This is a genomic window from Methylobacterium sp. D54C (genome assembly GCF_053345595.1).
The window spans coordinates 70,066-94,918 of sequence record NZ_JBKFAK010000003.1 but is presented as its reverse complement, the minus strand read 5'-3'; the positions used below and the strand labels follow the sequence as shown (position 1 = coordinate 94,918).

At 71.3% G+C, this 24,853-nt stretch carries 24 protein-coding genes and 2 tRNA genes; 14 read left to right on the top strand and 12 right to left on the bottom strand.

Features of this window, described 5'->3' with window-relative positions:
* Positions 1-36: 36 nt before the first annotated feature.
* Positions 37-1,902: a glycoside hydrolase family 15 protein gene (locus ACLBYB_RS09505; RefSeq protein WP_447698623.1), complete on the bottom strand. Its 1,866-nt coding sequence runs from the start codon at positions 1,900-1,902 to the stop codon at positions 37-39.
* A gap of 126 nt (positions 1,903-2,028) precedes the next feature.
* Positions 2,029-3,273 (bottom strand): acyl-CoA dehydrogenase family protein, encoded by a 1,245-nt coding sequence (locus ACLBYB_RS09500; protein ID WP_447698622.1) that lies wholly within the window; start codon positions 3,271-3,273, stop codon positions 2,029-2,031.
* Between the two features lie 124 nt (positions 3,274-3,397).
* Here ACLBYB_RS09500 and ACLBYB_RS09495 point away from each other — a divergent pair, with 124 nt between their 5' ends.
* The gene (locus ACLBYB_RS09495) at positions 3,398-4,153 is read left to right on the top strand and encodes a response regulator (RefSeq protein ID WP_020092151.1); all 756 of its coding nucleotides are present in this window, start codon (positions 3,398-3,400) and stop codon (positions 4,151-4,153) included.
* The gene (locus ACLBYB_RS09490) at positions 4,150-5,559 is read left to right on the top strand and encodes an ATP-binding protein (protein ID WP_447681437.1); all 1,410 of its coding nucleotides are present in this window, start codon (positions 4,150-4,152) and stop codon (positions 5,557-5,559) included. The genes ACLBYB_RS09495 and ACLBYB_RS09490 overlap by 4 nt, the downstream gene beginning before the upstream one ends.
* Positions 5,560-5,583: 24 nt before the next feature.
* On the opposite strand, the gene ACLBYB_RS09485 is transcribed toward ACLBYB_RS09490, so the two are convergent.
* Positions 5,584-7,740, bottom strand: coding sequence for a methyl-accepting chemotaxis protein (locus ACLBYB_RS09485; protein WP_447698621.1), 2,157 nt, complete (start codon positions 7,738-7,740; stop codon positions 5,584-5,586).
* A gap of 415 nt (positions 7,741-8,155) precedes the next feature.
* Between ACLBYB_RS09485 and rocF the strand changes: the two genes are divergently transcribed.
* The 3 genes from rocF (at position 8,156) to ACLBYB_RS09470 (ending at position 10,175) form a co-directional block, all read left to right on the top strand.
* On the top strand, positions 8,156-9,124 hold the full coding sequence (gene rocF, locus ACLBYB_RS09480) for an arginase (protein WP_056527896.1): 969 nt from the start codon (positions 8,156-8,158) through the stop codon (positions 9,122-9,124).
* Positions 9,124-9,984, top strand: coding sequence for an urease accessory protein UreD (locus ACLBYB_RS09475; protein WP_447698620.1), 861 nt, complete (start codon positions 9,124-9,126; stop codon positions 9,982-9,984). The genes rocF and ACLBYB_RS09475 overlap by 1 nt, the downstream gene beginning before the upstream one ends.
* Before the next feature lie 117 nt (positions 9,985-10,101).
* Positions 10,102-10,175, top strand: a tRNA-Cys gene (locus ACLBYB_RS09470).
* Positions 10,176-10,223: 48 nt separating this feature from the next.
* Here the strand turns inward: ACLBYB_RS09470 and ACLBYB_RS09465 are convergent.
* Both ACLBYB_RS09465 and ACLBYB_RS09460 read right to left on the bottom strand, forming a co-directional pair.
* Positions 10,224-11,903: a methyl-accepting chemotaxis protein gene (locus tag ACLBYB_RS09465; RefSeq protein ID WP_447698619.1), complete on the bottom strand. Its 1,680-nt coding sequence runs from the start codon at positions 11,901-11,903 to the stop codon at positions 10,224-10,226.
* A gap of 318 nt (positions 11,904-12,221) precedes the next feature.
* Entirely contained in the window at positions 12,222-12,458 is a 237-nt protein-coding gene (locus ACLBYB_RS09460; RefSeq protein WP_056527886.1) for a hypothetical protein, read from the bottom strand.
* A 268-nt stretch (positions 12,459-12,726) separates the two neighbouring features.
* Here ACLBYB_RS09460 and ACLBYB_RS09455 point away from each other — a divergent pair.
* The 3 genes from ACLBYB_RS09455 to ACLBYB_RS09445 all read left to right on the top strand — a co-directional run bounded on the left by ACLBYB_RS09455 (position 12,727) and on the right by ACLBYB_RS09445 (position 13,740).
* Positions 12,727-12,802 (top strand) — tRNA-Asn (locus tag ACLBYB_RS09455).
* A 344-nt stretch (positions 12,803-13,146) separates the two neighbouring features.
* Positions 13,147-13,371: a hypothetical protein gene (locus ACLBYB_RS09450; RefSeq protein WP_244526756.1), complete on the top strand. Its 225-nt coding sequence runs from the start codon at positions 13,147-13,149 to the stop codon at positions 13,369-13,371.
* A gap of 126 nt (positions 13,372-13,497) precedes the next feature.
* Positions 13,498-13,740, top strand: coding sequence for a hypothetical protein (locus ACLBYB_RS09445; RefSeq protein WP_056530108.1), 243 nt, complete (start codon positions 13,498-13,500; stop codon positions 13,738-13,740).
* A 122-nt stretch (positions 13,741-13,862) separates the two neighbouring features.
* Here ACLBYB_RS09445 and ACLBYB_RS09440 read toward each other — a convergent pair whose 3' ends face one another.
* The 3 genes from ACLBYB_RS09440 to ACLBYB_RS09430 all read right to left on the bottom strand — a co-directional run bounded on the left by ACLBYB_RS09440 (position 13,863) and on the right by ACLBYB_RS09430 (position 15,238).
* Entirely contained in the window at positions 13,863-14,543 is a 681-nt protein-coding gene (locus ACLBYB_RS09440; RefSeq protein WP_447698618.1) for a BA14K family protein, read from the bottom strand.
* Between the two features lie 125 nt (positions 14,544-14,668).
* Positions 14,669-14,986 carry a hypothetical protein gene (locus ACLBYB_RS09435; protein ID WP_447698617.1) on the bottom strand — a complete coding sequence of 106 codons (318 nt, stop codon included), beginning with the start codon at positions 14,984-14,986 and terminating at the stop codon, positions 14,669-14,671.
* A gap of 69 nt (positions 14,987-15,055) precedes the next feature.
* Complete coding sequence (locus ACLBYB_RS09430; protein ID WP_012319429.1) at positions 15,056-15,238, bottom strand: hypothetical protein; 183 nt, start codon at positions 15,236-15,238, stop codon at positions 15,056-15,058.
* A gap of 472 nt (positions 15,239-15,710) precedes the next feature.
* Here ACLBYB_RS09430 and ACLBYB_RS09425 point away from each other — a divergent pair, with 472 nt between their 5' ends.
* From ACLBYB_RS09425 to ACLBYB_RS09415, 3 genes are all read left to right on the top strand, one after another.
* A complete protein-coding gene (locus tag ACLBYB_RS09425) occupies positions 15,711-16,370 on the top strand; it encodes a cell wall anchor protein (protein ID WP_447698616.1) in 660 nt (219 codons plus the stop codon).
* Between the two features lie 72 nt (positions 16,371-16,442).
* On the top strand, positions 16,443-17,021 hold the full coding sequence (locus tag ACLBYB_RS09420) for an NADPH-dependent FMN reductase (protein ID WP_447698615.1): 579 nt from the start codon (positions 16,443-16,445) through the stop codon (positions 17,019-17,021).
* A gap of 345 nt (positions 17,022-17,366) precedes the next feature.
* A complete protein-coding gene (locus tag ACLBYB_RS09415) occupies positions 17,367-17,699 on the top strand; it encodes a hypothetical protein (RefSeq protein ID WP_447698614.1) in 333 nt (110 codons plus the stop codon).
* Positions 17,700-18,021: 322 nt separating this feature from the next.
* On the opposite strand, the gene ACLBYB_RS09410 is transcribed toward ACLBYB_RS09415, so the two are convergent.
* Complete coding sequence (locus ACLBYB_RS09410) at positions 18,022-18,237, bottom strand: hypothetical protein (RefSeq protein WP_020092165.1); 216 nt, start codon at positions 18,235-18,237, stop codon at positions 18,022-18,024.
* Positions 18,238-18,542: 305 nt separating this feature from the next.
* On the opposite strand from ACLBYB_RS09410, the gene ACLBYB_RS09405 reads away from it, so the two are divergent.
* On the top strand, positions 18,543-18,695 hold the full coding sequence (locus ACLBYB_RS09405) for a hypothetical protein (RefSeq protein ID WP_447698613.1): 153 nt from the start codon (positions 18,543-18,545) through the stop codon (positions 18,693-18,695).
* 3 nt (positions 18,696-18,698) lie between these two features.
* Here the strand turns inward: ACLBYB_RS09405 and ACLBYB_RS09400 are convergent, their stop codons facing one another.
* Positions 18,699-19,178 carry a hypothetical protein gene (locus ACLBYB_RS09400; protein ID WP_056530092.1) on the bottom strand — a complete coding sequence of 160 codons (480 nt, stop codon included), beginning with the start codon at positions 19,176-19,178 and terminating at the stop codon, positions 18,699-18,701.
* 154 nt (positions 19,179-19,332) lie between these two features.
* Positions 19,333-20,583 (bottom strand): phosphoglycerate dehydrogenase, encoded by a 1,251-nt coding sequence (serA, locus tag ACLBYB_RS09395; protein ID WP_447698612.1) that lies wholly within the window; start codon positions 20,581-20,583, stop codon positions 19,333-19,335.
* A 362-nt stretch (positions 20,584-20,945) separates the two neighbouring features.
* Here serA and ACLBYB_RS09390 point away from each other — a divergent pair, with 362 nt between their 5' ends.
* Positions 20,946-21,794: a transglutaminase-like domain-containing protein gene (locus ACLBYB_RS09390; RefSeq protein WP_447698611.1), complete on the top strand. Its 849-nt coding sequence runs from the start codon at positions 20,946-20,948 to the stop codon at positions 21,792-21,794.
* Between the two features lie 34 nt (positions 21,795-21,828).
* Here the strand turns inward: ACLBYB_RS09390 and ACLBYB_RS09385 are convergent, their stop codons facing one another.
* The gene (locus tag ACLBYB_RS09385; protein WP_447698610.1) at positions 21,829-22,596 is read right to left on the bottom strand and encodes a Crp/Fnr family transcriptional regulator; all 768 of its coding nucleotides are present in this window, start codon (positions 22,594-22,596) and stop codon (positions 21,829-21,831) included.
* 543 nt (positions 22,597-23,139) lie between these two features.
* Here ACLBYB_RS09385 and rpsA point away from each other — a divergent pair.
* Entirely contained in the window at positions 23,140-24,852 is a 1,713-nt protein-coding gene (gene rpsA / locus ACLBYB_RS09380) for a 30S ribosomal protein S1 (protein ID WP_010683172.1), read from the top strand.
* The last annotated feature ends 1 nt before the right edge of the window (position 24,853 follow it).

The following is a 24,853-nucleotide window of genomic DNA, read 5'->3' as shown; positions in this document are numbered from 1 at the left end:
GGCGTGGACCGGCCCGTGCCGGGGGCCGGGGCGCCGCTACTCGGCGGCCGACCGCGTGACGGTCTCCGCCCCGTCGTCCACGCCGAAGCGCGCGATGCTGTCCTCCAGCCGCAGCGCGGCGTTGATCAGGGCCATGTGGGAGAAGCCCTGCGGCGTGTTCCCACGCTGCGCCCCGGTGGCCGGGTCGATCTCCTCGGCGAGCAGCCCGACATCGTTGCACCGGGCGATCAGGCGCTCGAAGGCGGCCCTGGCCTCGCTGGTCCGCCCGTCGAGGGCGAGGCAGCCGACCCGCCAGAACGCGCAGGCCGTGAACGTGCCCTCGTCGCCCTCCAGCCCGTCCTCCATGCGGTAGCGGTAGATCAGGTCGCCGACGCCCAGTTCGCGCTCGACCGCCGCCAGGGTCGCGCGCATGCGCGGCTCCCGCGGGTCGAGGGCCCCGAACAGGGCGACGCGCAGGACCGCGGCGTCGAGGTGGTGCGAATCGTAGGCGCCGACATAGGCCCGCTTCTCGGCGTTCCAGCCCTTCTCCAGGTATTCCGACCGGATCTCGGCGGCGATCCGATCCCACTCGGCGATCGTCGCCTCCGGCACGCCCGCGATGTTGCGGGCGATCCGGGCCGCGTCCCGCAGGGCGACCCAGATCATCGCCTTGGTGTGGACCTGCTGGCGCGGCCCGGTGCGCAGCTCCCAGATGCCGTTATCCGCGTCGTGGCGGTGGCGGATGGCGCGGGCGGTGAGATTGTCCAGCACCTCCGGCAGCCGATCGTTGACCTTCTCGGGCGGGTCGTAATCGACCGCCTCGAGGAAGACGCACAGCGCCCGGATCAGCTCGCCGTAGATGTCGTGCTGGTCCTGGCACTCGGCGATGTTGCCGATCACCACCGGCCCCACCCCGTTCCAGCCGGCGAGGTGGCTCAAGGCCTCCTCCGGCGGCATGTCGCCGGCGATGCCGTACATGAGCCGAGTCTCCCGCCCGAAGGTGCCGTCGCGCTCCCGCAGGAAGCGCAGGAACTCGGACGCCTCGCGGACGTAGCCCAGCATCACGAAGGCGGTGACCGTGAAGGCGGCGTCCCGCATCCAGGTGAAGCGGTAATCGTAGTTGCGGTTGCCCGGAACCGCCTCGGGCAGGCCGGCCGTGGCCGCCGCGACGATCCCGCCCGAGGGCGAGTAGGTCAGCAGCTTCAGGCACAGGGCGGACCGCATCACCGCGTCCCGGTAGGCGCCGCGATAGGTGCTCCGGGCGCACCAGCGGCGCCAGTAATCGGCGGTCGACTCCAGCCGCCTTTGAGCGCCGGCGAAATCCTCGATGCAGGCCTCGTCCTGATCCTCGCCGTGGGTCAGGACCAGGTAGGCGGTCTCGCCCTCCGCGAGGTCGAAGTGGACCTCGGCCGCGTCGCCCGCGAGGGTCGGGCACGCGTGCGCGTTGACCCGGACGCGCCAGTCCCCGGCCTCGAACAGGACCGACCCGCCCTCGACCAGCGGCGTGCAGGGGCGACGGGCGTAGTCGAAAGTCGGACGGACCCGGAACACGCCCGAGACCCGGCCCTGCTCGCAGGTCAGCAGCCGGATCAGGCGGCTCTCGCTCTCGCCGTCCGGCCCCTCGTCGGGCTCCGGGCTCGGCGGGTTGACGGGCATCAGGTCGACGAGGCGCGCCCGGCCGGTCTCCGTGGTGAAGGTCGTCTCCAGGATGTTGGTGTCGGGCAGGTAGCGGCGCGCGCTCCCGGTCGGGCCGTCGAGGGCGAGGCTGCACGATCCGCCCTTCTCGTCGTCGAGGAGCTTCACGAACAGCGCCGGCGAATCGTGGCGCGGCCAGCACAGCCAGTCGATGGAGCCGTCCCGGGCGATCAGCGCGCAGGAATGGGTGTCACCGATGAGGGCGTAATCGCTGATGGGCTTCGACACGGGGCTTCCGGATGGCGGCACCCGGTCCGCCGGGCAGGACAGAGTCCTGAGGTAGCAGGGCGGCGCCGGGCGGGGAGTCCCGATCGACGATTCGCCGCACGGCCGCGCGCGATCGCTCCCGGTCGGTCAGGCCCCGGGCCGCGGCAGCATACGGTCGCTGATGATCCGCCGCTGGATCTCGCTCGTGCCCTCGAAGATCGTCGTCAGCCGCGCGTCGCGCCAGTAGCGCTCGACCCGGCGCTCGGTGGTGTAGCCGTTGCCGCCGTGGAGTTGCATCGCCTGGTTGGTGACCCGCACCGCCATCTCGGTGGCCAAGAGCTTCACCATCGCCGACTCGCTTTCGGCGGCCTCGCCCTGGTCGAGGAGGTGGGCGACCTGATGCCAGAAGGCCCGCGCCTGCGCGACCTCGGCGGCCATGTCGGCCAGCGCGAAGCGCAGCGCCTGGAAGTCGCCGATCGGGTGTCCGAACTGGACGCGCTCCTGCAGGTAGCTCTGGCAATCCTCGACCGCCGCGCGGGCGACCCCGACGGCCCGCGCCGCCGTGTGCACCCGGGCGATGTTGAGGCCGCGCTGGACGGCGGCGAACCCGCCGGAATCCGCGTCCGCCCCCTGGTCGCCGTAGAGCCCGGTGAGCCGGTCGCTCTCGGGCACGCACACGTCCTCCAGGCTCAGCTCGAAGGTCTGGAAGCCGTGATAGCCGATCTTGTCGATCACCCGGCCGGTCACGCCGGGCGGGAAGCTGTCGCGCTCCTTGAGCACGAGGAACGGCTCGAGGCCGGCCGAGCGCGACTCGCCCGGCTCCGGGTCGCGGGTCCGGGCCAGGACCTCGATGAAGTCGGCGCCCTTGGCGAACCCCGCCCAGCGCTTGGTCCCGGTGATCCGCCACCGGTCGCCGTCGCGCACCGCCCGGGTCTGCACGCCGGCGAGGTCGGACCCGGCATCGGGTTCCGACAGCGAGATCGAGCCGATCCACTGCCCCCGGGCCGAGCGCCGGATCAGCTCCGCCCGGCGGTCCGGGTCGAGGGTCTGGGTGCCGAGGCCCTGGCCGCGGGCCAGGATGCTGCCCACCGAGAGCCAGGCCCGGGCCAGCTCCTCCGAGACGAGGCAGTACTCGAACACGCCGAGCCCGAGGCCGCCGTGCTCCGCCGGGATCGTGATGCCGAACCAGCCCTTCTCCGCCATGGCGTCGATGAGCGAACGCGGCATCTCGGCCTTGTGACGGTCGAGCTCGTCGGCGAGCGGCAGGACGGTGTCGCGGGCGAAGGCGCGGGCCTCGTCCTGCAGCGCTGCCCGCGCCTCGGTGTGCCAGGGCGAGGCGAGTTCCGGCGGCCGCGGCGCGATCAGGTCCTTCCGATCCTCGGTTCCGGTCATCGTTCCCCCCTGTGATGTGACGCCGTGCGGCAACTCAGTTCAGGTCCGTGCGGGAAACACGCGCTTACAAAATGGTTCCGTGCCCCATCTTCGAATAATCGGCGGACGGGGTCATAATAGCTTGATGATGCAGGCCGAACCGCAGACCGACTCCTTCGCGATGAGCGCACCCGCAACACCCCACATCCTCGTCGTCGAGGACGATCGGGAGATCTCGGCGCTGATCGCGCGCTACCTGCGCGGCAACGATTGTCGCGTCACGCTGGCCGGCGACGGCGCCGACATGGACCGGGTCCTGGCGGAAGCGCGGATCGACCTCATCGTGCTCGACCTGATGCTTCCCGGCGAGGACGGCCTGAGCCTGTGCAGGCGCCTGCGCGGCACCTCGCAGATCCCGATCCTGATCCTGACCGCGAAATCCGAGGACGTGGACCGGATCCTCGGCCTCGAACTCGGCGCCGACGACTACCTCGCCAAGCCGTTCAACCCGCGGGAACTGCTCGCCCGCATCCGTGCCATCCTGCGCCGGGTCGCCGCCGAGGCGCCGGACGCCGACGAGCGGCGGCGCCTGCACTTCTCGGGCTGGACGCTGGACGTCTCCCTGCGTCAGGTTCTCTCGCCCGAGGGTGCGCGGATCTCGATCACCGGTGCGGAGTTCGACCTCCTCCACGCCCTCTGCCTCCGGCCGGGGCGGGTGCTGTCGCGGGACCAGCTCCTCGACCTCACCCAGGGCCGGGCCGCGGGCCCGTTCGAGCGGAGCATCGACGTGCTGATCTCCCGGATCCGCCAGAAGATCGAGCGCGACACCCGCAACCCCGAGTTCATCCGCACGATCCGGTCCGGGGGCTACCTGTTCACGCCCGAGGTCACGCGGTCATGAGCGGTCTGGGGCGCCTCCGCGCGCGGCTGCGTCCGAAGACCATCGCGGGCCAGATCGCGCTCCTCGTGGTCGCCGGCATCGCCGTGGCGCACGTGGTCGCCACCGCGGCGTTCCTGATGCTGCACGAGTCGCAGAATCCCGACACGCTGCCGGGCGTGGCCGCGAGCCGCCTCGGCGTTCTGGTGAGACTCATGGACGCCGCCGACCCGGCGGCGCGACCGGCGCTGCTGGCGAGCGGCCGCAGCCTGCCGCTGATCCAAGTCGAGCCCTGGGACGGGACGGTGCCGTCGGGGGCGAAGCCGGCTCCTGACCTGCCGGTGATCCGCAAGCTGCGCTACGGCGCCGGCCGGCCGGTGACGATCACCGACCTCGCCGCGGCCGACCCGGCGCGCGACAAGTCGGACGGCCGCCTCCATATCGGCATCGTCACGCCGGCGGGTGTGCGGGTCCAGGCGACGCTGCCGAACGATCCTCTGCGGGGACCCCGCCAGGGGGCGCTGATCTTCACCGTGGTGTTCCTGGCGCTGACGCTGGCGCTGCTCTGCGTCTGGGCCACGCGCGCCCTCACGGCGCCGCTGAAGCGGCTCGCAGGCGCGGCGGAAGCCTTCGGCGCCCGCGACGACCACGTGGCGCTGCCGGAGGCGGGGCCGCGCGAGGTGCTCGCCGTGTCGCGGGCGCTGGACCGGATGCGGTCGCGCGTCCGCCGCCTGATCGACGACCGGACGCAGATGCTGGCGGCGATCAGCCACGACCTGCGGACGCCGATCACCCGGCTGCGCCTGCGCGCCGAGTTCATCGAGGACGAGAACGCCCGGGCCTCGACCCTGCGCGACCTCGACCAGATGAACGGCCTCGTCGAGGCGGCGCTCTCCTTCGTGCGCGACGGCCAGATCCGCGACGCGAACAGCCACAGCCTCGTGGATCTCGCCTCGGTGGTGCAGACGGTCTGCGACGACTTCTCGGATTTCGGCGCCCCGGTCAGCGTCAGCCGCAGCCGGCACGTCCTGGTCCAGGGCCGGCCCGAGGAACTCCAGCGGGCGGTGACCAACCTCGTGGACAACGCCGTGAAGTACGGCGGCCGGGCCGACGTGCAGATGGAGGCCTCCGAGCGCGGCGTCCGGGTCTGCATCCTGGACAACGGCCCGGGGATCCCGGAGGCGGAGCGCGAGGCGATGCTCCAGCCCTTCGTGCGCGGCGACCGGGCGCGCAATCTCAACGAGGCCAGCGGCTTCGGCCTGGGCCTCTCGATCGTGCAGGCCATCGTCGAGGCCCATAACGGGCGCCTGCGGCTGGAGAACCGCCCCGAGGGCGGCCTCTGCGCGGCGATCGAGCTGCCCCTGGCCGCCCAGGCCTTCGCGGGGCGCGCGGCGCAGAAGCCCGTGCCGCTCCCGGCCGAGGCGGCCTGAGGCCGCCTCGAGTCCCGTCCGCTTCTACGCCGCCCGCACGTTGCGGAGGAACTGCGCCACCTCGGCGCGCAGCTGCTCCGAGCGGGTCGCCAGCGAGTCGGACGCCTGCGCGACCGAGTCCGCGGCCTCGCCGGCATCGCCAGCGACCCGCGCGACCTCGGCGATCTCGAGGGTCATCGTGCCGGTGCCGGCCGACGCCTGCCCCATGCTGCGCACGATGTCCTGCGTGGTGACGCCCTGCTGGTCCACCGCGGCGGCGATGCTGGTCGACACTTGGTTCATCGCCTCAATTTGGGCGGTGATGCCCTGGATCGCCCCGGCCGCGTCGCCCGTGACCGTCTGGATCGAGGCGACCTGACGGCTGATCTCCTCGGTGGCGCGGGTGGTCTGGGCGGCGAGCTCCTTGACCTCGGCGGCGACCACCGCGAAGCCGCGGCCCGCCTCGCCGGCGCGGGCGGCCTCGATCGTGGCGTTGAGCGCCAGCAGGTTCGTCTGCCCGGCGATGGTCGAGACCATGCCGACCACGTCGCCGATGCGCGTCGCGGCGGCGGCGAGGTCGGTCATGGTCTGCTCGGCCCGGCGGGCCTCGCCGACGGCGGTGGCGGACATGCCGGCGGCCTGCTCGACCTGCCGGCCGATCTCCTGGACGGTCGCGCCGAGTTCCTCGGCCGCGGCCGCCACGGTGTTGACGTTGTCGGAGGTCTGCTGCGCGGCCCCGGCGACGCTGGTCGAGCGCTCGGAGGTGCTGGAGACCGCGGCGCGCATCGTGTCCGAGGCGCCCTGGAGCTCCGTGACGGCGCCGGTCAGGCCCTCGACGATGCCGCCGACCGAGTGCTCGAAGCCGTCGGCCAGCTGCTTGAGCATGGCGCGCCGGCTCTGCTCCTCGCGCAGGCGCGCGGCCTCGGTGGTCTGGAGCTGCTGGGTGGCCTCCTCCAGCGACATGTCGCGGATCGTGACCACGGCGCGGGCGATGTCGCCGATCTCGTCCCGCCGCGCGCTGCCCGGCACGTCGGTCAGCGCTTGGCGATCGGCGAGGGCCTTGAGGGCGCGGGTGAGGGCACCGAGCGGCGCCACGATCGAGCGGGCGAGCAGCAGGCCGAGCAGGGCCGTTCCGGCGAGCACGAACAGGCCGGTCAGGATCAGCGTGCGCGACAGGGCCTGGACCGCGTCGATCGCCTCCGCCTGGGTCTGCTCCGCCACCACCGTCCAGGGCGCGCCCAGGACAGTCACCGGCGAGGCGGCCGCCATGTGGGTGCCGTTCTCCGCCGCGAAGTCGACGGGACCGCCGGCCTTGACCCGGTCGGCGGCGAGGCCGATCCCGGCGAGGCCCGCGCCGGCACGCATGCCGGGGTTCAGCGGCGGGTTACTGCGCAGAAGGCCGTCCGCGCCGACCGCCAGGATCTGGCCCGTGTCGCCGAGCCCGGTCCGCTTCGACAGCGTCTGGTCGAACAGGGCCGGCGTGACCCGCATGACGATGAAGCCGATCCGCTCGGCCGCCTGCGCGGTGCCCATGGCGACGTTGGCCCGCTTGATCATGGCGCGGCCGAGGAAGGCGGCCGGGACCCCGTCCACCGGGTAGGCGGCGAAATCCTCGTACAGGACCGCGCCCGGGTCGGCGGATTTCAGGCGCTCGACGAGGCGCGCGAGCGCCGTCCCCGCCAAGCCGTCCTCCGTGACCGCTTTGCCGAAATCGGCGCCCTTCGTCGTGGTGTAGTCGATCCGGCCGTTGTCATCGATGAACATCAGGTCGGCGTAGCCCGGCTGGGCGACGAGCTTGCGCGCCACCTCCTGAACCTTGACGTGCCGGCGGGCATACATCGACGACATGCCGCTGCCGTCGAGGGCGACCCGCGCCTCGGCGGTCTGCGGCGCGCGGAACGCCGCGATGACGCTCTCGGTGTCGGGCTTCGCCGGGTCGAGGTTCTCGAGCAGGTCGGGGAAGTTCGAGACGATCTGCGGGTGGGCCGCCACCGCCAGGAAGTCGGCCTGCGCCCGATCCGCCACCAGCTCGATCGCGTCCCGGCGCGCCGCCGCGGCGAGTTCGAGGCGCTCGTGGGCCGCGGTCATCAGGCCCGCCCGCGCCGAGTACCAGCTGAATCCGCCCATGGCGGTGGCGCTCAGGAGCGCCAGGCCGACGGTCGTCGCGGGAAGGCGCGTGCTCAGCCGCGATAGCGAGATCATGATGCCCCTGTATTCTTTGGTAGATTGGTTTGACGTGAACCAATCGTCCAATCCTTATAAAAATCTCGTAAACACCGATACACCGCTCAAAACTTGAGCGCATGCGGAACATACAACTTAAAGAACAGTCTTGGCACCATGATTCCAAGTTGTGAATGGTCGAGCGCCCGTTCCGGCAAGATTTCGCCGCGCGGGTCGTCACGGACGCCCGCGCGGCATTGAGGGATGCGCGGCATCCGGCCAAGTTTCGGCCAGCCCGTTTCGGGCAGCCCGTCGTCCCGCGGCCGCCCCGGACACACCGTCACGGATCTTGCTGGCCGATCCCGTCTCGCGGTCGGCGTCATCGGCCGTTTATGAGTCCGGGTGGTAGAGCGACCGCGGAGCACGGGCGCTTCGCGACGGCGATGGAGGTGGGATGAGCGGCGAAGACCAGCCGGACCGGGCGCGCAGCATCGCGCTGATCGGGGCCCCGATCGAGGTCGGGACCAGCGAGGCCGGCGCCCTCATGGGCCCGGCGGCCCTGCGCACGGCCGGGCTGGTGCGGGCGCTCGCCGAACTCGGCCACGCGATCGCGGATCGCGGCGACGTCGCCCCGGACGGGCCCGCCGGGACGCGCGGGCTGGACGGTGTCGCCGCCTGGACGCGCGCCCTGTCCCGCGCCGTGGAGGACGCCCTCGACGCGGGGGCGCTGCCGCTGACCGCCGGCGGCGACCACAGCCTGTCCCTGGGCTCCGTCGACGGGGTGATGCGGCACTGCGCGCGGCGCGGCCAGCCCGTCTTCGTCCTCTGGCTCGACGCCCACGCCGACTTCAACACGCCGGCGACCTCGCCCTCCGGAAACGTCCACGGCATGCCGCTCGCCGCCCTGTGCGGCGAGCCGGGCTTCCCGCCGCTCTTCGCCGAGCCAGCGCCGGCGCCCCTGCCGCCCGCCGACGTCCACCTGTTCGGCCTCCGGTCGATCGATGCCGGCGAGCGCGCCCTCGTGACGGCGCGCCGGGTCGGCGTCACCGACATGCGCACGATCGACGAGTTCGGCGTCGTGGCGCCCCTGCGGCGGGTGCTCGACCGCGTCGCCGCGCGGGGCGCGCACCTCCATGTCAGCCTCGACATCGACTTCCTCGATCCGTCGATCGCCCCGGCCGTGGGCACCACCGTTCCGGGCGGCGCCACCTTCCGGGAGGCCCATCTGATCATGGAGATGCTCCACGATTCCGGTCTGGTCCGCTCCCTCGACGTGGTGGAGCTCAACCCCTTCCTCGACGAGCGCGGCCGCAGCGCCCGGGTGCTGGTCGAGCTGGTGGCCAGCCTGTTCGGCCGGCGCATCCTCGACCGGCCGACCCTGCCGATCGAGGCCGTGCCGGCAGAGCCGGCCGGGCGCGCCTGATGCACTGCCCTCTCGCGCCCTCATCCGCGCCCGAGATGACCGCGCCCGCGCGCCAGCGCTCGGACGGGCGCGTCCACCTGCGTGTCGGACTGGCCCGTCCGGGTGGCGGGACGCGCATCCTGGATCTGGCGGAAGCCGGGCCGTCGCGGCTGCGCTTCCCCCGGGGGACCGGCGCGCCGGAGGCGGTCCTCGTCAACACGGCGGGCGGCGTCGCCTGCGGCGACACCTTCGCCATCGACCTCACGCTCGAACCGGGGGCCGAGCTGGTTCTGACCACGACGGCGGCCGAGAAGATCTATCGCTCGGACGGCCCCGTGAGCCGCATCGTCAACACGCTGCATCTGGGGGAGGGGGCCGGCCTCGCCTGGTTGCCGCAGGAGACGATCCTGTTCGATCGGGCCCGGGTGCGGCGGCGCTTCGTGGCAGATCTCGCCGAGGGGGCCGCGCTGCTCGCCGTGGAGGTCGTGGCGTTCGGCCGCGCCGCCCGGGGCGAGCGGATCGCCGACGGGCTGTTCGCGGATTCCTGGCGGATCCGCCGGGGCGGGCGCCTCGCCTACGCGGACGACCTCCTGCTGGAGGGGCCGATCAGCGACCACCTCGCCCGCCCGGCCATCGGCGGCGGCGCCCGCGCCTGCGCGACGATCCTCGACCTCTCCGCCGGGGCGGAGGCGCGCCTCGAGGAGGCGCGGACCAGGCTGGCCGAGGCCGCGTCGCCCGGGACGACGGCGGCGGCGAGCGCCTGGAACGGCCATCTGGCGGTCCGCGCGCTGGGCGACGCGGTCGGGCCCCTGCGCGGGCTCGTCGCCCGCTTCCTCGCGGGCTACCGCGGCCTGCCGATGCCGCGGGTCTGGCAGAGCTGACGCGGTCCGCGCGATCCGGGCCTCGGGGCCGTTGCCTGCGACCGCCGACCTCTGCTAGAGACGCGCACCCGGAGCTGTCCGCCAAGCTCCGGACGGGACGGCAGCGCCGTTCGGGAAGGCCTCGTGGCGGAGTGGTTACGCAGAGGACTGCAAATCCTTGCACCCCGGTTCGATTCCGGGCGAGGCCTCCATCCTTCCCAGACAGATTGTGCCGGCCGTGACGGGCCGGTGCGCGCCCGTCAGGCGCCGTGGACCTCCACCATGAAGGTCTCGATCGCCCGCTGCAGGCTGTGGGTCCCGGCATTGACCCGGGCGGCACTGCCGCGCACCTGCCCGGCCTGCGCCTCGTTGGACGCGGCCGCGGCCTGAACGCCCGCCACGCTCTCGGAGACCTGCCGGGCCTCCGCGGCCGCGCCGAAGATCGCCCGCGCGATCTCCTGGCTGGCCTGCCCCTGCTGGTCGGTGGCGTCCGCGACCTCGGAGGCGATCAGGCTCATCCGGGCGATGGTCTCGCCGATCGTGCCGATGGCGCCGACCGTGCGCCCGGCGGCCCCCTGGATCGCCCCGACCTGCCCGGTGATGCGGTCGGTGGCGAGCGCCGTCTGGCCGGCCAGCGCCTTCACCTCCGCGGCGACCACCGCGAAGCCCCGCCCCGCGGCGCCCGCCCGGGCCGCCTCGATCGTGGCGTTGAGCGCGAGGAGGTTCGTCTGCTCGGCCACCTCGCGGATCAGCGTGACCACGGCGCCGATCTCCTCGGCCGCCTGCGAGAGGCTCATCACCGTCTCCTTGAGCCCCTGCGTGTCGGAGAGGGCCGAGGTGGCGATCGCGCTGGTGTGACGGACCCGCGCCTCGATCTCCCGCGCCGAGGCCGAGAGCTCCTCGGCCGCGCTGGCGATGCTGTCGACGAGGCCCGCGCTCTGCTGCGACGCTCCGGCGACGACGGCCGACTCGGCCGCCATCGCGCCCGCGTTGCCCGAGAGCGTGTCGGCCGCCGCCTGCATCGCCTCGGCCGAGTCGGCGAGATCGGTGACGGCGCGGTGCGTCTCGGCCTCGAAGGTGCGGGTGGCCGCAGCCAGGGCCTCCGCCCGGCTGCGGTCGCGGTCGCGCCGCGCCTGCGCCTCGGCGTCGAGGTCGCGCTTCTCGATCAGCGCCGTCTGGAACGCCGCGATGGCGGCGGCCATCTCGCCGATCTCGTCCCGGCGATGCGTGAACGGGATCGCGCGGCCGAGATCGTTGGCGGCGAGCGCCGTCATCCCGTCCTTGAGCCGATGCAGCGGCCGCCGCACCTGGCTCACGATGATCCAGATCGCCGCGAGGAGGCCGAACGCCAGTGCCGCGGCCGGCACGGCCACAAGGGTGATCCGCGCCCGACGGCGGTCGGCCGCGTCCGCGGCGCGGCGGGCGTTCAGGCGGTTCAGTACCTCCCGTCCGAGAATGCCGATCTCGGCGACCATGCGCTCGCGGTTCTTCACGGTCGCCTCGTCGGTCGCCTGGATCAGCGCGGCCTTGGGCGAGACCGTGAGGCCGAGTTCGGCCGTATCGGTCTGGTAGGCGATGAATTCCTTGACGAAGAGGTCGAACCGCCGCCGTCGATCGGCGGGGAGCTGATCCTCCATGGCCTTGAGGAAGGGCGCCCGCACCTGCTCCACGGTGGCGAGGGCGTCGTGGAGCGCCGACAGCCGTGTGCGCGCCTCCGTCGTGTCCTCCGCGGTGTAGAGGGCCGTGGCCTGCACCACCGCGTGCTCGATCGCCTGCCCCAGGGCGCCCGCCTGAAGGCCGGCGTTCCAGATCCGGTCGGTGGCGGCCGCCCGCTCCTGCTCCCAGTTCGATTGTCGAACCGCGAAGGCAGCGATGCCGATCGCCACCAGGGCCAGCAGCCCGATCACCGCGGAGAGCTTCAGGCCGAGTGAGATGCGCATGGCGACGAGCCGCTTCTGGCCGGAGATTCGTGTGACCGCAGCTATATCGAAGCAAATCTTTTTGAACAGGTAAATATAGCCGGCAAAAACATTTATCTTATACTCCGAAGCTCCGAGATTTTTGCCATCGCGCAGCCCGGCTCAACCTCAGCATCCAGGGGCACATCGGAGGAAGAATTCGCGGATCTCGGCCGGTGCCGGATTGTCAGTTCAGTCTCGCGAGCGCTGTCGGCAGATTCGCCGGCAGGCAGGAGGACTGTTTCGCCCGGACGAAGCTGGATCGCCGCGCGCCCGACCGCGCGGGACACGGGTCGGCGATCACGGCAGGCGGATCTCGGTCCGACCTGGGATGCACGGCTCCGGAAGCGGTAGGGCGGCCACGATCTCGCGACGGAGATCGTCGCGCTGGGCCTCCACGAGGTCGGGGAGGATATCGGCCTCGTGCTCGTCCAGGGCCGCGATCAGGCGGGGATGGTCGGCGCTCCACTCGAAGGCGACGCGCACCTCGCGTTCGGCGTAGGGGTCCTGTGGGTCGAGGCAGCGATGGGTCGGCATAGCGGCAGGGTCGTCACACCGGCGCGCCGGCAGGCGGTTCCCGTAGGAGCGGGAGACGACAGACGGATGACTTCCACCGGCCGCGGACCGGCAGAGCCGGCGACGGGCCTCGGCGACGATGTTGCCGATCAGTCACATTCCGGGCTTCCCGACCTCCGCGGGAGGCGCCACGCGCTGTGTCGGGGGGCGCAGCGCGTCGGTTTGGACGCGGATCGTGCATCGAGGCCCTTGCGTCCCGCCATCCCGGTGTGTAGAGACCCCCTCGTGATCCCCGATAGCTCAGTTGGTAGAGCAGGCGACTGTTAATCGCCTTGTCGCAGGTTCGAGTCCTGCTCGGGGAGCCATCCACTTACCAACATCTTGATCGAACTGAGTTTTCGGCTCTCTCACCCGTCTCGGGTTCTGAGGTTCGGGAACAGCGTTGCCGTTCCGGCATCCGTCAATACGTGCGACGTGCCGTGTTCGACTGGCGCGATGCGGGCGTGCCGGCGCCTCTGCCGACCGGTGCCGTCGCAGATCGATCCTCCACACTCCCCGCGGGATCCGGCGCGCGGTGGCGCCGACGGATGGCGGGATGTTTCGCGCGCTTTCGAACGTCTACGTCGTGCGCCCGCGCCGCCCGCCCCGATGCGGCGCGGCGCGCTGAGCCACGACGACAGGCAAGGCGGTGATCCCGATGTCGGGCGGCATGCTCGGTTCCCTGGCCCTGGCGGCCGTCTTCACGCTGGGGTGCTTCGGCATCCACAGCGCGCGCCGGCATCCGGACGCGGTGACCATCGGCCTGTTCCTCCTGCTCGGCCTGCTCGCGTCCCTGTATGTCGGCCGGCACGTCGGACCGGACGCGCACCATCCCACGTGGCAGCACGAGGCCCTGTACCGCGAGAGCGCGCCGACGTCGCATCCGACGATGTGACGGATGCGGCATGGCGCTGTCGGAGCGCGCGGCGACATCGACCTCGATTGACCGCGACGGCCGTCACGTGTGGCCGATGGCCTCGCGGTGACCTAGTTCCCGGAGCCCTCCTGCGAGAGACCGGCCATGGCTTTCCCCGATGCGAACGAACCCAGCGCCACGTCGATCAGCGCCCTCGAGCTGGTCAATACCCTGATCGAGCGCAAGGAGAGCGGCGAGCCGGTCGACGCCGATATCCTGTCTTTCCTGACCGACATGGAACGGCTCGGGCTCACCGACACCGATGCTTATGCGACGCTCGACGCGTATCGGCCTGGGCCCGCACTGGGTGCGACCGGTGGGGATGACGCGAGCGAGGCGGACGCCTAGCGCCGGCGATACGCCGCGCCGATCCGGCCGGTCGTGATGATGGCACCTTCATCCCCGCCGACGCCGTGGCGTCGGCGGGGATGGTCCGAGCCGGATGCGGCCGTCGTCAGGACGGTCGCGGCTCACCGGCAGCGGTGGCGACGTCCATCCCGGCCGAGATAGGTTCCGCTCTGCGGGTCGTAGGATCGGAACCGGCGCGCGCAGTAACGGTCGTCGTCCGCGACGCGGTAGGTCTCGGTGTCGGCGTAGCCGTACGTGACGGGCGCGTAACCGCCGTAGTACCCGGTGTCGTAGCCGTATCCCGGATAACCGTAGCCGCCGTACAGACCGCCCACGGCGACGCCGAGGCCGAGGCCGCCGAGCCCGTATCCGCCCCGTCCGTAGCCGTAGCCATAGGGGCGGCCGTAGTAGCCGCGGTTGTAGCCGTAATGGCGATGATGACCGTAGCCCCGGTGGGCGCCGAGTCCGTGCCCGAACCCGGGATTGGCGAATCCGCCGCCGACAGCCGGTCGGCCGAAATTGTGGTTGCCGAAGCCGTTATTGGCGAAGCTACCCCCTCCGGCACCGGCAGCCGGCCCGAAGGCGTGATTGCCGAAGCCCCGGTTGGCGAAGCCGCCGCCCGCGGCGCCAGCCCCGACACCGGGACTGCTGAAGCCGCCGCCGCCGACGGCCGCGGCTCCGAAATTGTGGTTGCCGAAGCCGTGGTTGGCGAAGCTGCCCGCCTGCGCCTGGGCTCCGGTCGGCGCCCCGAGAAGAGCGCCGGCAAGGATTGCCGACGCGATCGCTGTGACTGTCGTGTTCATGGTCGCCACTCAGGCTGTGTTGCGTCTACTGTGATCAACGTCGCGCCCGAGACGGCCAATCCCGCTTCCTTTTGTCCCGCGACAGATCGGAGAGCGGCGCGCCGCGCCGCTCGTGAGCCGGAGACCTACGAGTGCTGCTGGGCCTTGAGGCTACTCCGCGCCCCGGACTCGTCCGTCGTCGGGTTCGCGAGGCCGCTCGTGTTGCCGTCGGTGTCGGCGCCCGTCTCGGCAACCACCTGCCGGTTGCCGGCGTGGTCCCGGTACTGCTCGGTCTGGACGTTCTTGCTGTCCAGACCGCGCTCGTCGCTGTGCCGCGACTTGTCGCGGTTGCTGAGCACCATGTTCTCCGGCAGCACGCCTTCGGGCAGGTCCGACATGGCCCCGGATCCGGTTCCCTTGCCCTGAGCGCCGGGACCGACTTTGTGCCGACTGGCATTCGCCATGATCATTCTCCGATGCGGATCATCACGTCTCGGGCACGGCGGCTCGCGGTGCCCGCGCGGATCGGGCGGTCAGCGATCCTGCTGATAGCCCTGGTTGGTGGTGTTCACCTTGGAGTTTCCGGCTTGGCCGACCTTATCCGGATCCTTGGTCTGGGATCCGGCGCGCCCCTGCGTGAGCGGCGCTTCCGTGGCGCTGCCGGGGCCCTTGTCGGACCGGTTGGCCGGCGGAACGGGCGGTGGCTTGGTCGTCATGTGCACCTCGTGGTGACCAGTACGGAGCCAACCCGACAGGGTCCTCATCGTTCCGGGCGCAGTTGTTCCGGCCACGCTCGAGAGCTGAGCCGTGGCGCGCGAATAGAACAACAGACGCACCTCCGCTCATCGCGACCGCGATGGAGCAATTGGTCTACTGTTCTACTTCAGACAATCGCGCGACGACGGCGGCACGTCGCGGCTGTTCGGGAACCGCACGAGACGATGCGAACGGGCCCGGATCTCCGTGGCGGCGACGGCGACACCGCCCGAGAACCGCGCCGTCGCGACGACCGGCGCGCGACCCGACCGGATCCGTGCCGATGCGGAATCTGTCGGCCGGCGCGGCCGGCAGATTCTGCCGCTCGGCCGATCCTGCCGGCCGAGAGCCCGGACCCGCCGCTGAAATCATTGGGAAAATTCTGGAACGACCCGTGCCTGACCACCGTGAGGGCGGTCGCGGAGGCGTACCATGTCGGTCAACACGGTTTCGGGCAGTTCACTCCAGCGGGATCTCGTCAGCGCCCTCAGACAGGCGCGGGCGGCGAACGCCGCCCGCCTCGATGTCGGCACCGCCGCGACGGCGAACCAGGAGACCGGCAAGCAGGCGGCCGCGGACGATACCGCGCCGTCGACCGGGACGACCTCGACTCCGACCCTGTCGAACGACCTGATGGCGTCGCTCCTCCAGCTGCAGTCGGACTTCAGCCAGATGGGGCTGCAGAACGGCGTCACGGCGCCCGCGGAAGCCGCGGCCAACGCCGACGACACGTCGACGACCGGCACCGCCTCCGGTACGGCGCCCGGTCAGGCCGCGGGCGGCACGTCCGCCGTCCATCACCATCGCGGCCATCACGGCCACCGGCCGGTGTCGGATGCCGAGCAGAGCGAGGGTGCGGCCCAGGCCGGCACCGCGACCGACGCGTCCGCGGCCTCATCCGCGGTCTCGTCCGCGAGCACGTCCACCAGCACGTCCGCCACCGCGACCGCCGATCCCGCGACGGCGACCGGCAGCGGCAGCGGCAGCGACCTGCAATCCTTCCTGCAGCAGGTGACCAAGGCGGTGACCGCCTACGCGGCCGGCGGACCGCTCGGCATCGCGGCCGCGCTGACCAGCACCACCAAGGTCTGACGATCCCGGGCTTGGCCCGCGGCTGGAGCGGCGCGGCCGCCTCTGGCATGATCGGGGCAACCGGAGAGCGCCATGGCCCTGACCGTCCCCGTGATCCTCGGCAGCGTTCGGACCGACCGCATCGGCATCCGCGCCGCGCGCTTCCTGATCGCGCAGCTGGAGTCCCGCGGCCACGCCGCCCCCCTGGTCGATCCGGCCGAGCTGGCGCTCCCGCTCCTCGATAGGATGTACAAGGAATACCCGGCCGGGACGGCGCCGGAGCCCCTGCAGCGCTGCGCCGACCTCTTCCGCCGCGCCGACGCCTTCCTGGTCGTCACGGCGGAGTACAACCACGGTGTGCCGCCGGCACTGTCCAACACGCTCGATCACTTCCTCAAGGAGTATTTCTGGCGGCCCTCGGCCATCTGCTGCTACTCGGCCGGCCAGTTCGGCGGCGTCCGGGCCGCGATGCCGCTGCGGGCCATGCTCGCCGAGATGGGCATGTCCAGCATCCCCTCCCTTCTGCCGATCCCGCGACTCCAGAAGGTCATCGACCCGCAGGGCGTCCCCGCCGAGCCCTGGCTCTCGGCGGCGGCCGGCCGCTTCCTCGACGAGCTGGAATGGCACGCCGAGGCCCTGCGGGACCGGCGCCGGGGCGGCACGCCGTACTGACCCGCGGAACACCCTCCGGACGCCGCCGCCCCGGGTCGGACGGTGGCTCGAGCGGTGCGGCCCCCAGCATCGCCCCTGCCGGAGCGGAGGTATTCGGACGGCGAACCGGGCCTCCACGCGGGCGTTTCTGTGCGCTGAATCTGTCGAGACGGCGCATTCGATTCTGGAAATGCCCAAATACTCGGCACACGATTGTAGAACAACTGTGCCGGATCGGGCCCGCGAGACGTTGAACCCGCGGAGCGCTCATGTCGCGAGACAGTATTGCGCTGTTGCAAAAAGGTGGCTGCACACAGGTCCAAAGTATGAGAGCTTGGCCGTGTTCCCGAACCCGGACCGATTCCGATGAAGATCGACGAGAGGGCGCTCCTGCAGGAGCGCGTGCGGACGCTTGTCCTGCGCCACGCCCTGGAAGCCGTTTTGGACCGCCTCGCGTCTGTGGCGCGCGAAGCGGGGAAGGACGCCGAGACGGAGTTCCTGAGCCTGGAGCAGTCGCTCGTCACGGCCGCGCGCGGCCTCGCCGATCGGGCCACCGCCCAGAAACTGGCGGTGCTGGTCGCCGTCGAGGATGCGGGCACGACGATCCGGGCCGCGTTCGACAACGCCCATGACCGCCTCGAGGCGCTGCGGCCGGCCCACCTCACCCTCGTCGCGCCGACTGCGGCCGTCGCCGCCTAGCTGCGCGCGGTCTCGGGCTGAGCCCGGAGCGCCCGGCGCGGACGGGATGTCGGTGCGGCCGCGCCTCGGGCTGAGACGCACCGCCGCCGGATCGTCGAGGACAGCGGGGATCTGGAACGCAGAGACCGGAATCCGGGACCGAACGTCCCACCGCGCAACCGATACAGGCGGCGTCTCCTGCCGCACCGCTCGAAGATCCGGTCCCCGACTCGCCGTGGCTCACCGAACACGTCCGCGAGGCTCCGCTCCGGCACGGCCGGGGCTGGCGGAAGCCCGGATCGGGCGGGCGCGTCCGCGACGCGCCCGCCAGCTCACTGCCAGCTCACTGCTTGGCGCGGTTGATGATCGCCCAGAGCGCGTGGGCGACGGGCTCGGTGACGGTGCGACGGTACTTGCGGTGAACCAGTTGCCCGTTGTGGTAGACGTCCTGCTCCACGTAGAGCCGCTCGCCGTCCCAGCGGACGATGTTGTCGGACTCGGTGGTCTCCTCGACGCCGAGATCGCCTCGGAGAATCGAGTTGCCTGTCTGGGTCAGCATACGCGCGTCCTCGTTCACGCAGTCGGTTCTACCCGGGAAGCGCCGCCGCGGCCCGTGCAGCGCGATCCCAGGCAGCCCCCGATGTGAGCAGCATAGGAGGGCATCGGCGGACTTGCCAGCGAGGTGACGGACGCAAGCGCCCGACCGTCACGTCGTCCCCGCCGGCCCCGCGATCCGGGCACGACCTTAACGTTACCCATGTGCGCTTCGGCACGTCCAGCTCGGCCGTAAGGTGCGATCCTTCACAGGCGCACCCAGTCTGTCCGCACGACGCGGGCGGGATCGGCGGCGCGACGGAGGCGTCCATGCTCGCTCGCCCGTTCCGCCTGTTCGCCCCGGCGCTCGCGGCCCTCGGCCTCGTGGCCCTGCGCCTCGCGAGCCCGTTCATCGGGCCGGTGTCGCCCGCGCAACCGGGCGCGACCGACGACGCGGGCGTCGTCTTCCGGCACTATTTCTGACGCTCAACCCCGGCGGCTCAGCACGGGAGCGGCGGCCGGTAGCGGGCAAGACGCGCCGGCCGCGGGCCCGAGGATGATGTCGCCCTGGCGCGGGTTGTTGACGGTGAACGGGGCCGTCTCCTGGAGACCGATGAAGCCGCGCCCGATCTGCGGCACGAACAGGTCGCCCCCGAACCGGACGAAGCAGCGGTCGAGCACCGCCTCGTAATCGAAGGTCCGCTGGGTGACCGGGGTTCCGCCTGCGCCCGGCGCACCGCAATAGGCCGCGATGTCGATCTGGCCCGGCCGCGCCAGCCGCACCGGGAGCGACTGGCCGGGCAGCAGCGTGGCGGGCGGGCCGCCGTCCTGACGGGCGACCAGAACGAGGTTCGACCGGTTGTAGACCCGGCGCAGGCAATCCGCCGACGCGCCGGAGACGACCGAGACCGACCCGACGATGCCGAGCACGAGGCCGGCCCATGCGCACGCTACACGCTTCGTCACCGCAATTCCTCCGCCGGCCGGGCGCTCGACCGGCCGAGGCCGTCGATGGTGCCGTCCATGACTTGAACAGCGGCCAGCTTGGCCGCGCAAGACGAACGCGGCAAGACCCGCCGCGTTCACGCGCGCATCGTAAATTCCCGCGCGCGCCTCGGGATCAGCGGCGCTCGTAGAGGAGGCGGGCCCGGATCGTGCCCGGGATGGCGCGGATCTCGGTGAGCAGCGCCTCGGCATCCGCGTCGGTGGCGTCGGTCTCCAGCACCACGTAACCGACCTCGCCGTCGGTCTGGTAGAACTGCGCGGCGATGTTGACGTGGCCGCGGGAGAACACGTCGTTGAGCCGCCCGAGCATGCCGGGCAGGTTGCGCTGGACGTGGATGAACCGCGTCCCGGTCGGACGGGCCGGGAGCTGCACCTGCGGGAAGTTCACCGCGCCAACCGTCGAGCCGATATCGGAATAGTCCACGAGCTTGCGCGCCACTTCGGAGCCGATCCGCTCCTGCGCCTCCTCGGTGGACCCGCCGATATGCGGGGTGAGGATCACGTTCTCGAGGCCCTGGAGCGGGCTCACGAACGCTTCGGCGTTCGAGCCGGGCTCCACCGGGAAGACGTCGACGGCCGCGCCCTTGAGATGGCCGTCGCGCAGGGCCGCGGCCAGCGCCTCGAGATCGACCACGGTGCCCCGGGCGTTGTTGATCAGGAAGGCGCCGGGCTTCATCGCCCGGATCTCGGCGGCGCCGATCATGTTGGCGGTGGCGTCGGTCTCCGGCACGTGCAGCGAGACGACGTCGCTCTGCGCCAGCAGGGCGTGCAGCGTCTCGACCGGCTCGGTGTTGCCGTGGCGCAGCTTGTCGGTGTGGTCGTAGAACAGCACCCGCATGCCCATGGCCTCGGCCAGGGTCGAGAGTTGCGTGCCGATGTTGCCGTAGCCGACGATGCCCAGCGTCTTGCCGCGCACCTCCAGCGAGCCCACCGCCGACTTGTCCCAGCGGCCCGCGTGGGCGCCCACCGAGCGCGGAACGATCCGGCGCAGCAGCATCACGATCTCGCCGATCGTCAGCTCCGCCACCGAGCGGGTGTTGGAGAAGGGCGCGTTGAAGACGGGGATGCCCCGGTGGCGCGCCGCGTCCAGGTCGACCTGGTTGGTGCCGACCGAGAAGCAGCCCACGGCCAGGAGCCGGTCCGCCGCCTCGAAGGCGGCCGCGTCGAGCTGCGTGCGCGAGCGGATGCCCACCATGTGCACGCCCTGGAGCGCCTTATGCAGGGCCTCCCGGTCCAGCGCCTTCGGCAGGCGGGTCAGGTTGGTGTAGCCGGCCGCCCGCATCAGCGCCACGGCGCTGTCGTTGATGCCCTCGAGCAGCAGGACGCGGATCTTGTCCTTCGGCAGGGAAAGCTTGTCGGGCGTCATGGGCGTCGATCGTCTGGCAGCAGGCCGGGCCGGGCGGTGCCGGCAGGCCCTGGAGTCGAGCGGCCTGGGATAAGAGGGCGCCGTGTGCGTTGCAACATGACGCGGTGACGGACTGCCCCGCTTGACCGCAGCCCCGCCCGCTGCCTGCCGCATGGCTCCCGCATGGGTCATGGAATACCGGCCGGTCCAGGCGCGGCACGAACGGCGCGGGCACCACTCTGCCAAATATTCGGGCAGTTCAAACCGGCTTGAACTGACCTGATCGACGGAACTCGACCCCGGCTCGCGGCTTATTGGGCCCTGTACTGTAACGACCCGCCTGCCGCTCCATCGGCCGGCGTCCTTCCTCACGGTCCCCGACGATGCATATCCGCACCGGCTTCTCGATCGCCTTCGACACGTTCGGCCCCACGCCGATGAACCTGCTCCTCAACGTGCGCCCGGAGCGGCGGGGCGACCTCCTGACGCCGGAGGTGATCGCCTTCGATCCGCCGGTCGCGGCGTCCCAGCACGTCGACGCCTTCGGCAATGTCTGCACGCGCATCGTCGCGCCGGGCGGCCGGATCACCATGGCGGCCGATTTCACGATCGCCGACAGCGGGCTGCCGGACGATCAGGCCCCCGGCGCCCGGCAGATCGCCGTTCAGGACCTGCCCGACGAGGTCGTGCCGTACCTGCTCGGCTCCCGCTACTGCGACACCGACAAGCTGTCGGGCATCGCGTGGTCCCTGTTCGGCGGCACGCGGGAGGGCTGGGCCCGCGTCCAGGCGATCGTCGACTTCGCCCATACCCGCCTTAGCTTCGACTACCAGCAGGCCGACGCGACCCGCACCGCCTTCGACGGCTACACGCAGGGCGTCGGCGTGTGCCGGGACTTCGCGCATCTGGCGATCACCCTGTGCCGGTGCATGAACATCCCGGCGCGCTACGCCACCGGATACCTCGGCGATATCGGCGTGCCGAAGGACCCGGCGCCGATGGACTTCTCGGCGTGGTTCGAGGTCTTCCTCGAAGGGCCCGAGGGGCCGCGCTGGTACACGTTCGACGCCCGCCACAACCGGCCCCGCATCGGCCGCATCGTCATGGCCCGCGGCCGCGACGCCACCGACTGCGCCCTGACGACGAGCTTCGGTGCCGCCCATCTGGTCCGGTTCGACGTCCACACCGACGCGGTGACCGAGGCGCCGGAGACCCTGGCCCGGGCCGCCTGAGGCGCGCGCCCGCCGCGTCACCCGGCCCCACCCGCTACATCGCCTCGGCGGTCTCTCGGGCCGGCGCCGGGTTGTTCGCCAGGTGCAGGAACGTCTGGTCGAACTCGGCGACCTCCGTCAGCGCGTCCCAATCCTCGATGGTCAGGATGCCGCCGCTCAGCGTGACGAGCCCGCGTCCACGCAGAGTGCGCAGGACCCGGTTGAGATGGACGCTGGTCAGGCCGAGCGCGTCGGCGAGTTCGGACTGCTTGGGCACCAGCGGGCAGCTCAGGCCGCGCGCGAGCCCGACCGCCCTCTGCCGCAGGTACAGCTCGCAGAACAGGTGGGCCACGCGGCCCAGCGCCTGCCGCCGCCCAAGGCTGGTGATCCGCTCGCGGTAATGGGCGGCGTCGATGAGGCTGTCGCGCCAGAGGGTGCCGGCGAGCCCCGGATTGCGCAGGAGGACCGCGCGCAGGTCGTCGTGCGCGATCAGCGCTACCACGCAGGACGTCAGGGTGGCGAGGTTGTGATCCATCCGGTGCAGATGAAGGCTCTGAAGATCCGGCACGTCGCCCGCGATGTAGAACGACAGGATCTGCCGCCCGCCCTCGGCGAGGGCGGCGTAGCGGTAGACCCATCCCTGCAGGACGAGGCAGCTTTGGGTCGGCCGGTCGCCGAACCGGACGATGTCGTGGCGGGCCGGCAGGTTCCGGACCGTGTGCGGCAGATCAAGGAGCGCCGCGCGGTCGGAATCGGCGAGCCGCGCGATGCTTTCGAGCTTGCGCGCCAGCATCTCCATCGGGGTGTTGTACCCGTTCGGCATCGGGGGCTCAGGCCCCGGATCGCGCGGAGCGCGCGGTGCCGCCGCGCCGACGGCCGGCAGCCCGAGAGTCGAGATCAGGACAACCCACGCTTCATCCCCCCTTACGCCCCGGATCGCCGACCGGCGCGGACCTCGGTCGAGCGGGATTGCCCCGTCGGCCGGCGGAAGCGCGACCGCAAACGTTCGACGGCGGACAAGTTTGCCGGATCTGCGGCCAGCGGCAAGACCACCGATATCACCCGGCCCCCGCGGACCGTCCTCCGCCCCGCGAGCCTAAAACCCTAATCGGTTGAAGTCGCAAGGCCGATGCTGTAAGGGACGCGCGTCCTCCCGGATCCGCCCTCGCGCGCTCGTCTTCTGGCGCGCCCGCCGGGCCGCCGGACGGACCGCCCTCGTCATCCGTATCGACGCGTCGGCAAACCGGGTCCCGCGGGACCGGTCGCCTCTCCCGAAAGACTCCGGGAAGGCCGCGGCGAACGGGGGCGCCTGCAACGCGAGCCGCCGACGCAACGGGCCTCCGCCGGGGGCCGTTCAGGAGACAGAATGACCGCAGGTACCGCTCTGGGGCGTGGCCCGAGCCGCGAGGATTTCGCAGCCCTCCTCGAGGAGAGCTTCCTCGAACACGAGATCACCGAAGGCTCCGTCGTCAAGGGTCGCGTCGTCGCGATCGAGAAGGACGTGGCCGTCATCGACATCGGCGCCAAGACGGAAGGCCGTGTCGCGCTCAAGGAATTCACCGGTCCCGGCCGCGAGGGCGAGCTGAAGGTCGGCGACGAGGTCGAGGTCTACGTCGACCGGATCGAGAACGCGCTCGGCGAGGCCGTCATCTCGCGCGACAAGGCGCGCCGCGAGGAGAGCTGGGTCAAGCTCGAGAAGTCGTTCGAGAACAACGACCGCGTCACCGGCACGATCTTCAACCAGGTCAAGGGCGGCTACACGGTCGACCTCGACGGCGCCGTGGCGTTCCTGCCGCGCTCGCAGGTCGACATCCGCCCGGTCCGCGACGTCACCCCGCTGCTGGGCACCCCGCAGCCGTTCCAGATCCTCAAGATGGATCGCCGCCGCGGCAACATCGTCGTGTCGCGCCGGACCGTCCTCGAGGAGAGCCGCGCCGAGCAGCGCTCCGAGCTGGTGGCCAACCTCGAGGAAGGTCAGGTCATCGACGGCGTCGTCAAGAACATCACCGAGTACGGCGCGTTCGTCGACCTCGGCGGGATCGACGGCCTGCTGCACGTCACCGACATGGCGTGGCGCCGCGTGAACCACCCGTCCGAGGTGGTCACGATCGGTCAGACCGTGAAGGTCAAGATCATCAAGATCAACCACGAGACGCACCGCATCTCGCTCGGCATCAAGCAGCTGCTCGCCGATCCGTGGGAGGGCATCGCCGCCCGCTACCCGGAGGGCGCCAAGCTCAAGGGCCGCGTGACCAACATCACCGATTACGGCGCCTTCGTGGAGCTGGAGCCGGGGATCGAGGGCCTGATCCACGTCTCCGAGATGAGCTGGACCAAGAAGAACGTCCATCCGGGCAAGATCGTCTCCACCTCCCAGGAGGTCGAGGTTCAGATCCTGGAGGTCGATCCGGTCAAGCGCCGCATCTCGCTGGGCCTCAAGCAGACCCTGCAGAACCCCTGGGAGGCCTTCGCCGAGAAGCACCCGGTCGGTTCCGAGGTCGAGGGCGAGGTCAAGAACAAGACCGAGTTCGGCCTGTTCATCGGCCTCGAGGGCGACGTCGACGGCATGGTCCACCTGTCGGATCTCGACTGGAACCGTCCCGGCGAGCAGGTCATCGAGGAGTTCAAGAAGGGCGACATGGTCCGCGCCCAGGTTCTCGACGTCGACGTCGAGAAGGAGCGGATCTCGCTGGGCGTGAAGCAGCTCGGCGGTGACCCCTTCGCCGAGGCCGGCGAGATCAAGAAGGGTCAGATCGTCACCTGTGAGGTGGTCGAGGTGAAGGATGCCGGCGTCGAGGTGAAGATCGTCGACACCGACATGCAGACCTTCATCCGCCGGGCTGAACTCGCCCGCGACCGCGGCGACCAGCGCCCCGAGCGCTTCGCCACCGGCGAGAAGTTCGACGCCCGCGTCGTCCAGTTCGACCGGAAGGCCCGCCGCGTGCAGGTCTCGATCAAGGCCCTCGAGGTCGCCGAGGAGAAGGAGGCCATGGCCCAGTTCGGCTCCGCCGATTCGGGTGCCTCCCTCGGCGACATCCTCGGTGCCGCCTTCAACAAGAAGCGCTCCGACGACGAGTGAG

What these genes read in the sequence shown, in the direction of transcription:
- ACLBYB_RS09500 (WP_447698622.1), bottom strand. Translation starts at nt 3,273, where the DNA reads ATGACCGGAACCGAGGATCGGAAGGACCTGATCGCGCCGCGGCCGCCG.
- ACLBYB_RS09495 (WP_020092151.1), top strand. Translation starts at nt 3,398, where the DNA reads ATGATGCAGGCCGAACCGCAGACCGACTCCTTCGCGATGAGCGCACCC.
- ACLBYB_RS09490 (WP_447681437.1), top strand. Translation starts at nt 4,150, where the DNA reads ATGAGCGGTCTGGGGCGCCTCCGCGCGCGGCTGCGTCCGAAGACCATC.
- ACLBYB_RS09485 (WP_447698621.1), bottom strand. Translation starts at nt 7,740, where the DNA reads ATGATCTCGCTATCGCGGCTGAGCACGCGCCTTCCCGCGACGACCGTC.
- rocF (WP_056527896.1), top strand. Translation starts at nt 8,156, where the DNA reads ATGAGCGGCGAAGACCAGCCGGACCGGGCGCGCAGCATCGCGCTGATC.
- ACLBYB_RS09475 (WP_447698620.1), top strand. Translation starts at nt 9,124, where the DNA reads ATGCACTGCCCTCTCGCGCCCTCATCCGCGCCCGAGATGACCGCGCCC.
- ACLBYB_RS09465 (WP_447698619.1), bottom strand. Translation starts at nt 11,903, where the DNA reads ATGCGCATCTCACTCGGCCTGAAGCTCTCCGCGGTGATCGGGCTGCTG.
- ACLBYB_RS09460 (WP_056527886.1), bottom strand. Translation starts at nt 12,458, where the DNA reads ATGCCGACCCATCGCTGCCTCGACCCACAGGACCCCTACGCCGAACGC.
- ACLBYB_RS09450 (WP_244526756.1), top strand. Translation starts at nt 13,147, where the DNA reads ATGCTCGGTTCCCTGGCCCTGGCGGCCGTCTTCACGCTGGGGTGCTTC.
- ACLBYB_RS09445 (WP_056530108.1), top strand. Translation starts at nt 13,498, where the DNA reads ATGGCTTTCCCCGATGCGAACGAACCCAGCGCCACGTCGATCAGCGCC.
- ACLBYB_RS09440 (WP_447698618.1), bottom strand. Translation starts at nt 14,543, where the DNA reads ATGAACACGACAGTCACAGCGATCGCGTCGGCAATCCTTGCCGGCGCT.
- ACLBYB_RS09435 (WP_447698617.1), bottom strand. Translation starts at nt 14,986, where the DNA reads ATGGCGAATGCCAGTCGGCACAAAGTCGGTCCCGGCGCTCAGGGCAAG.
- ACLBYB_RS09430 (WP_012319429.1), bottom strand. Translation starts at nt 15,238, where the DNA reads ATGACGACCAAGCCACCGCCCGTTCCGCCGGCCAACCGGTCCGACAAG.
- ACLBYB_RS09425 (WP_447698616.1), top strand. Translation starts at nt 15,711, where the DNA reads ATGTCGGTCAACACGGTTTCGGGCAGTTCACTCCAGCGGGATCTCGTC.
- ACLBYB_RS09420 (WP_447698615.1), top strand. Translation starts at nt 16,443, where the DNA reads ATGGCCCTGACCGTCCCCGTGATCCTCGGCAGCGTTCGGACCGACCGC.
- ACLBYB_RS09415 (WP_447698614.1), top strand. Translation starts at nt 17,367, where the DNA reads ATGAAGATCGACGAGAGGGCGCTCCTGCAGGAGCGCGTGCGGACGCTT.
- ACLBYB_RS09410 (WP_020092165.1), bottom strand. Translation starts at nt 18,237, where the DNA reads ATGCTGACCCAGACAGGCAACTCGATTCTCCGAGGCGATCTCGGCGTC.
- ACLBYB_RS09405 (WP_447698613.1), top strand. Translation starts at nt 18,543, where the DNA reads ATGCTCGCTCGCCCGTTCCGCCTGTTCGCCCCGGCGCTCGCGGCCCTC.
- serA (WP_447698612.1), bottom strand. Translation starts at nt 20,583, where the DNA reads ATGACGCCCGACAAGCTTTCCCTGCCGAAGGACAAGATCCGCGTCCTG.
- ACLBYB_RS09390 (WP_447698611.1), top strand. Translation starts at nt 20,946, where the DNA reads ATGCATATCCGCACCGGCTTCTCGATCGCCTTCGACACGTTCGGCCCC.
- ACLBYB_RS09385 (WP_447698610.1), bottom strand. Translation starts at nt 22,596, where the DNA reads ATGCCGAACGGGTACAACACCCCGATGGAGATGCTGGCGCGCAAGCTC.
- rpsA (WP_010683172.1), top strand. Translation starts at nt 23,140, where the DNA reads ATGACCGCAGGTACCGCTCTGGGGCGTGGCCCGAGCCGCGAGGATTTC.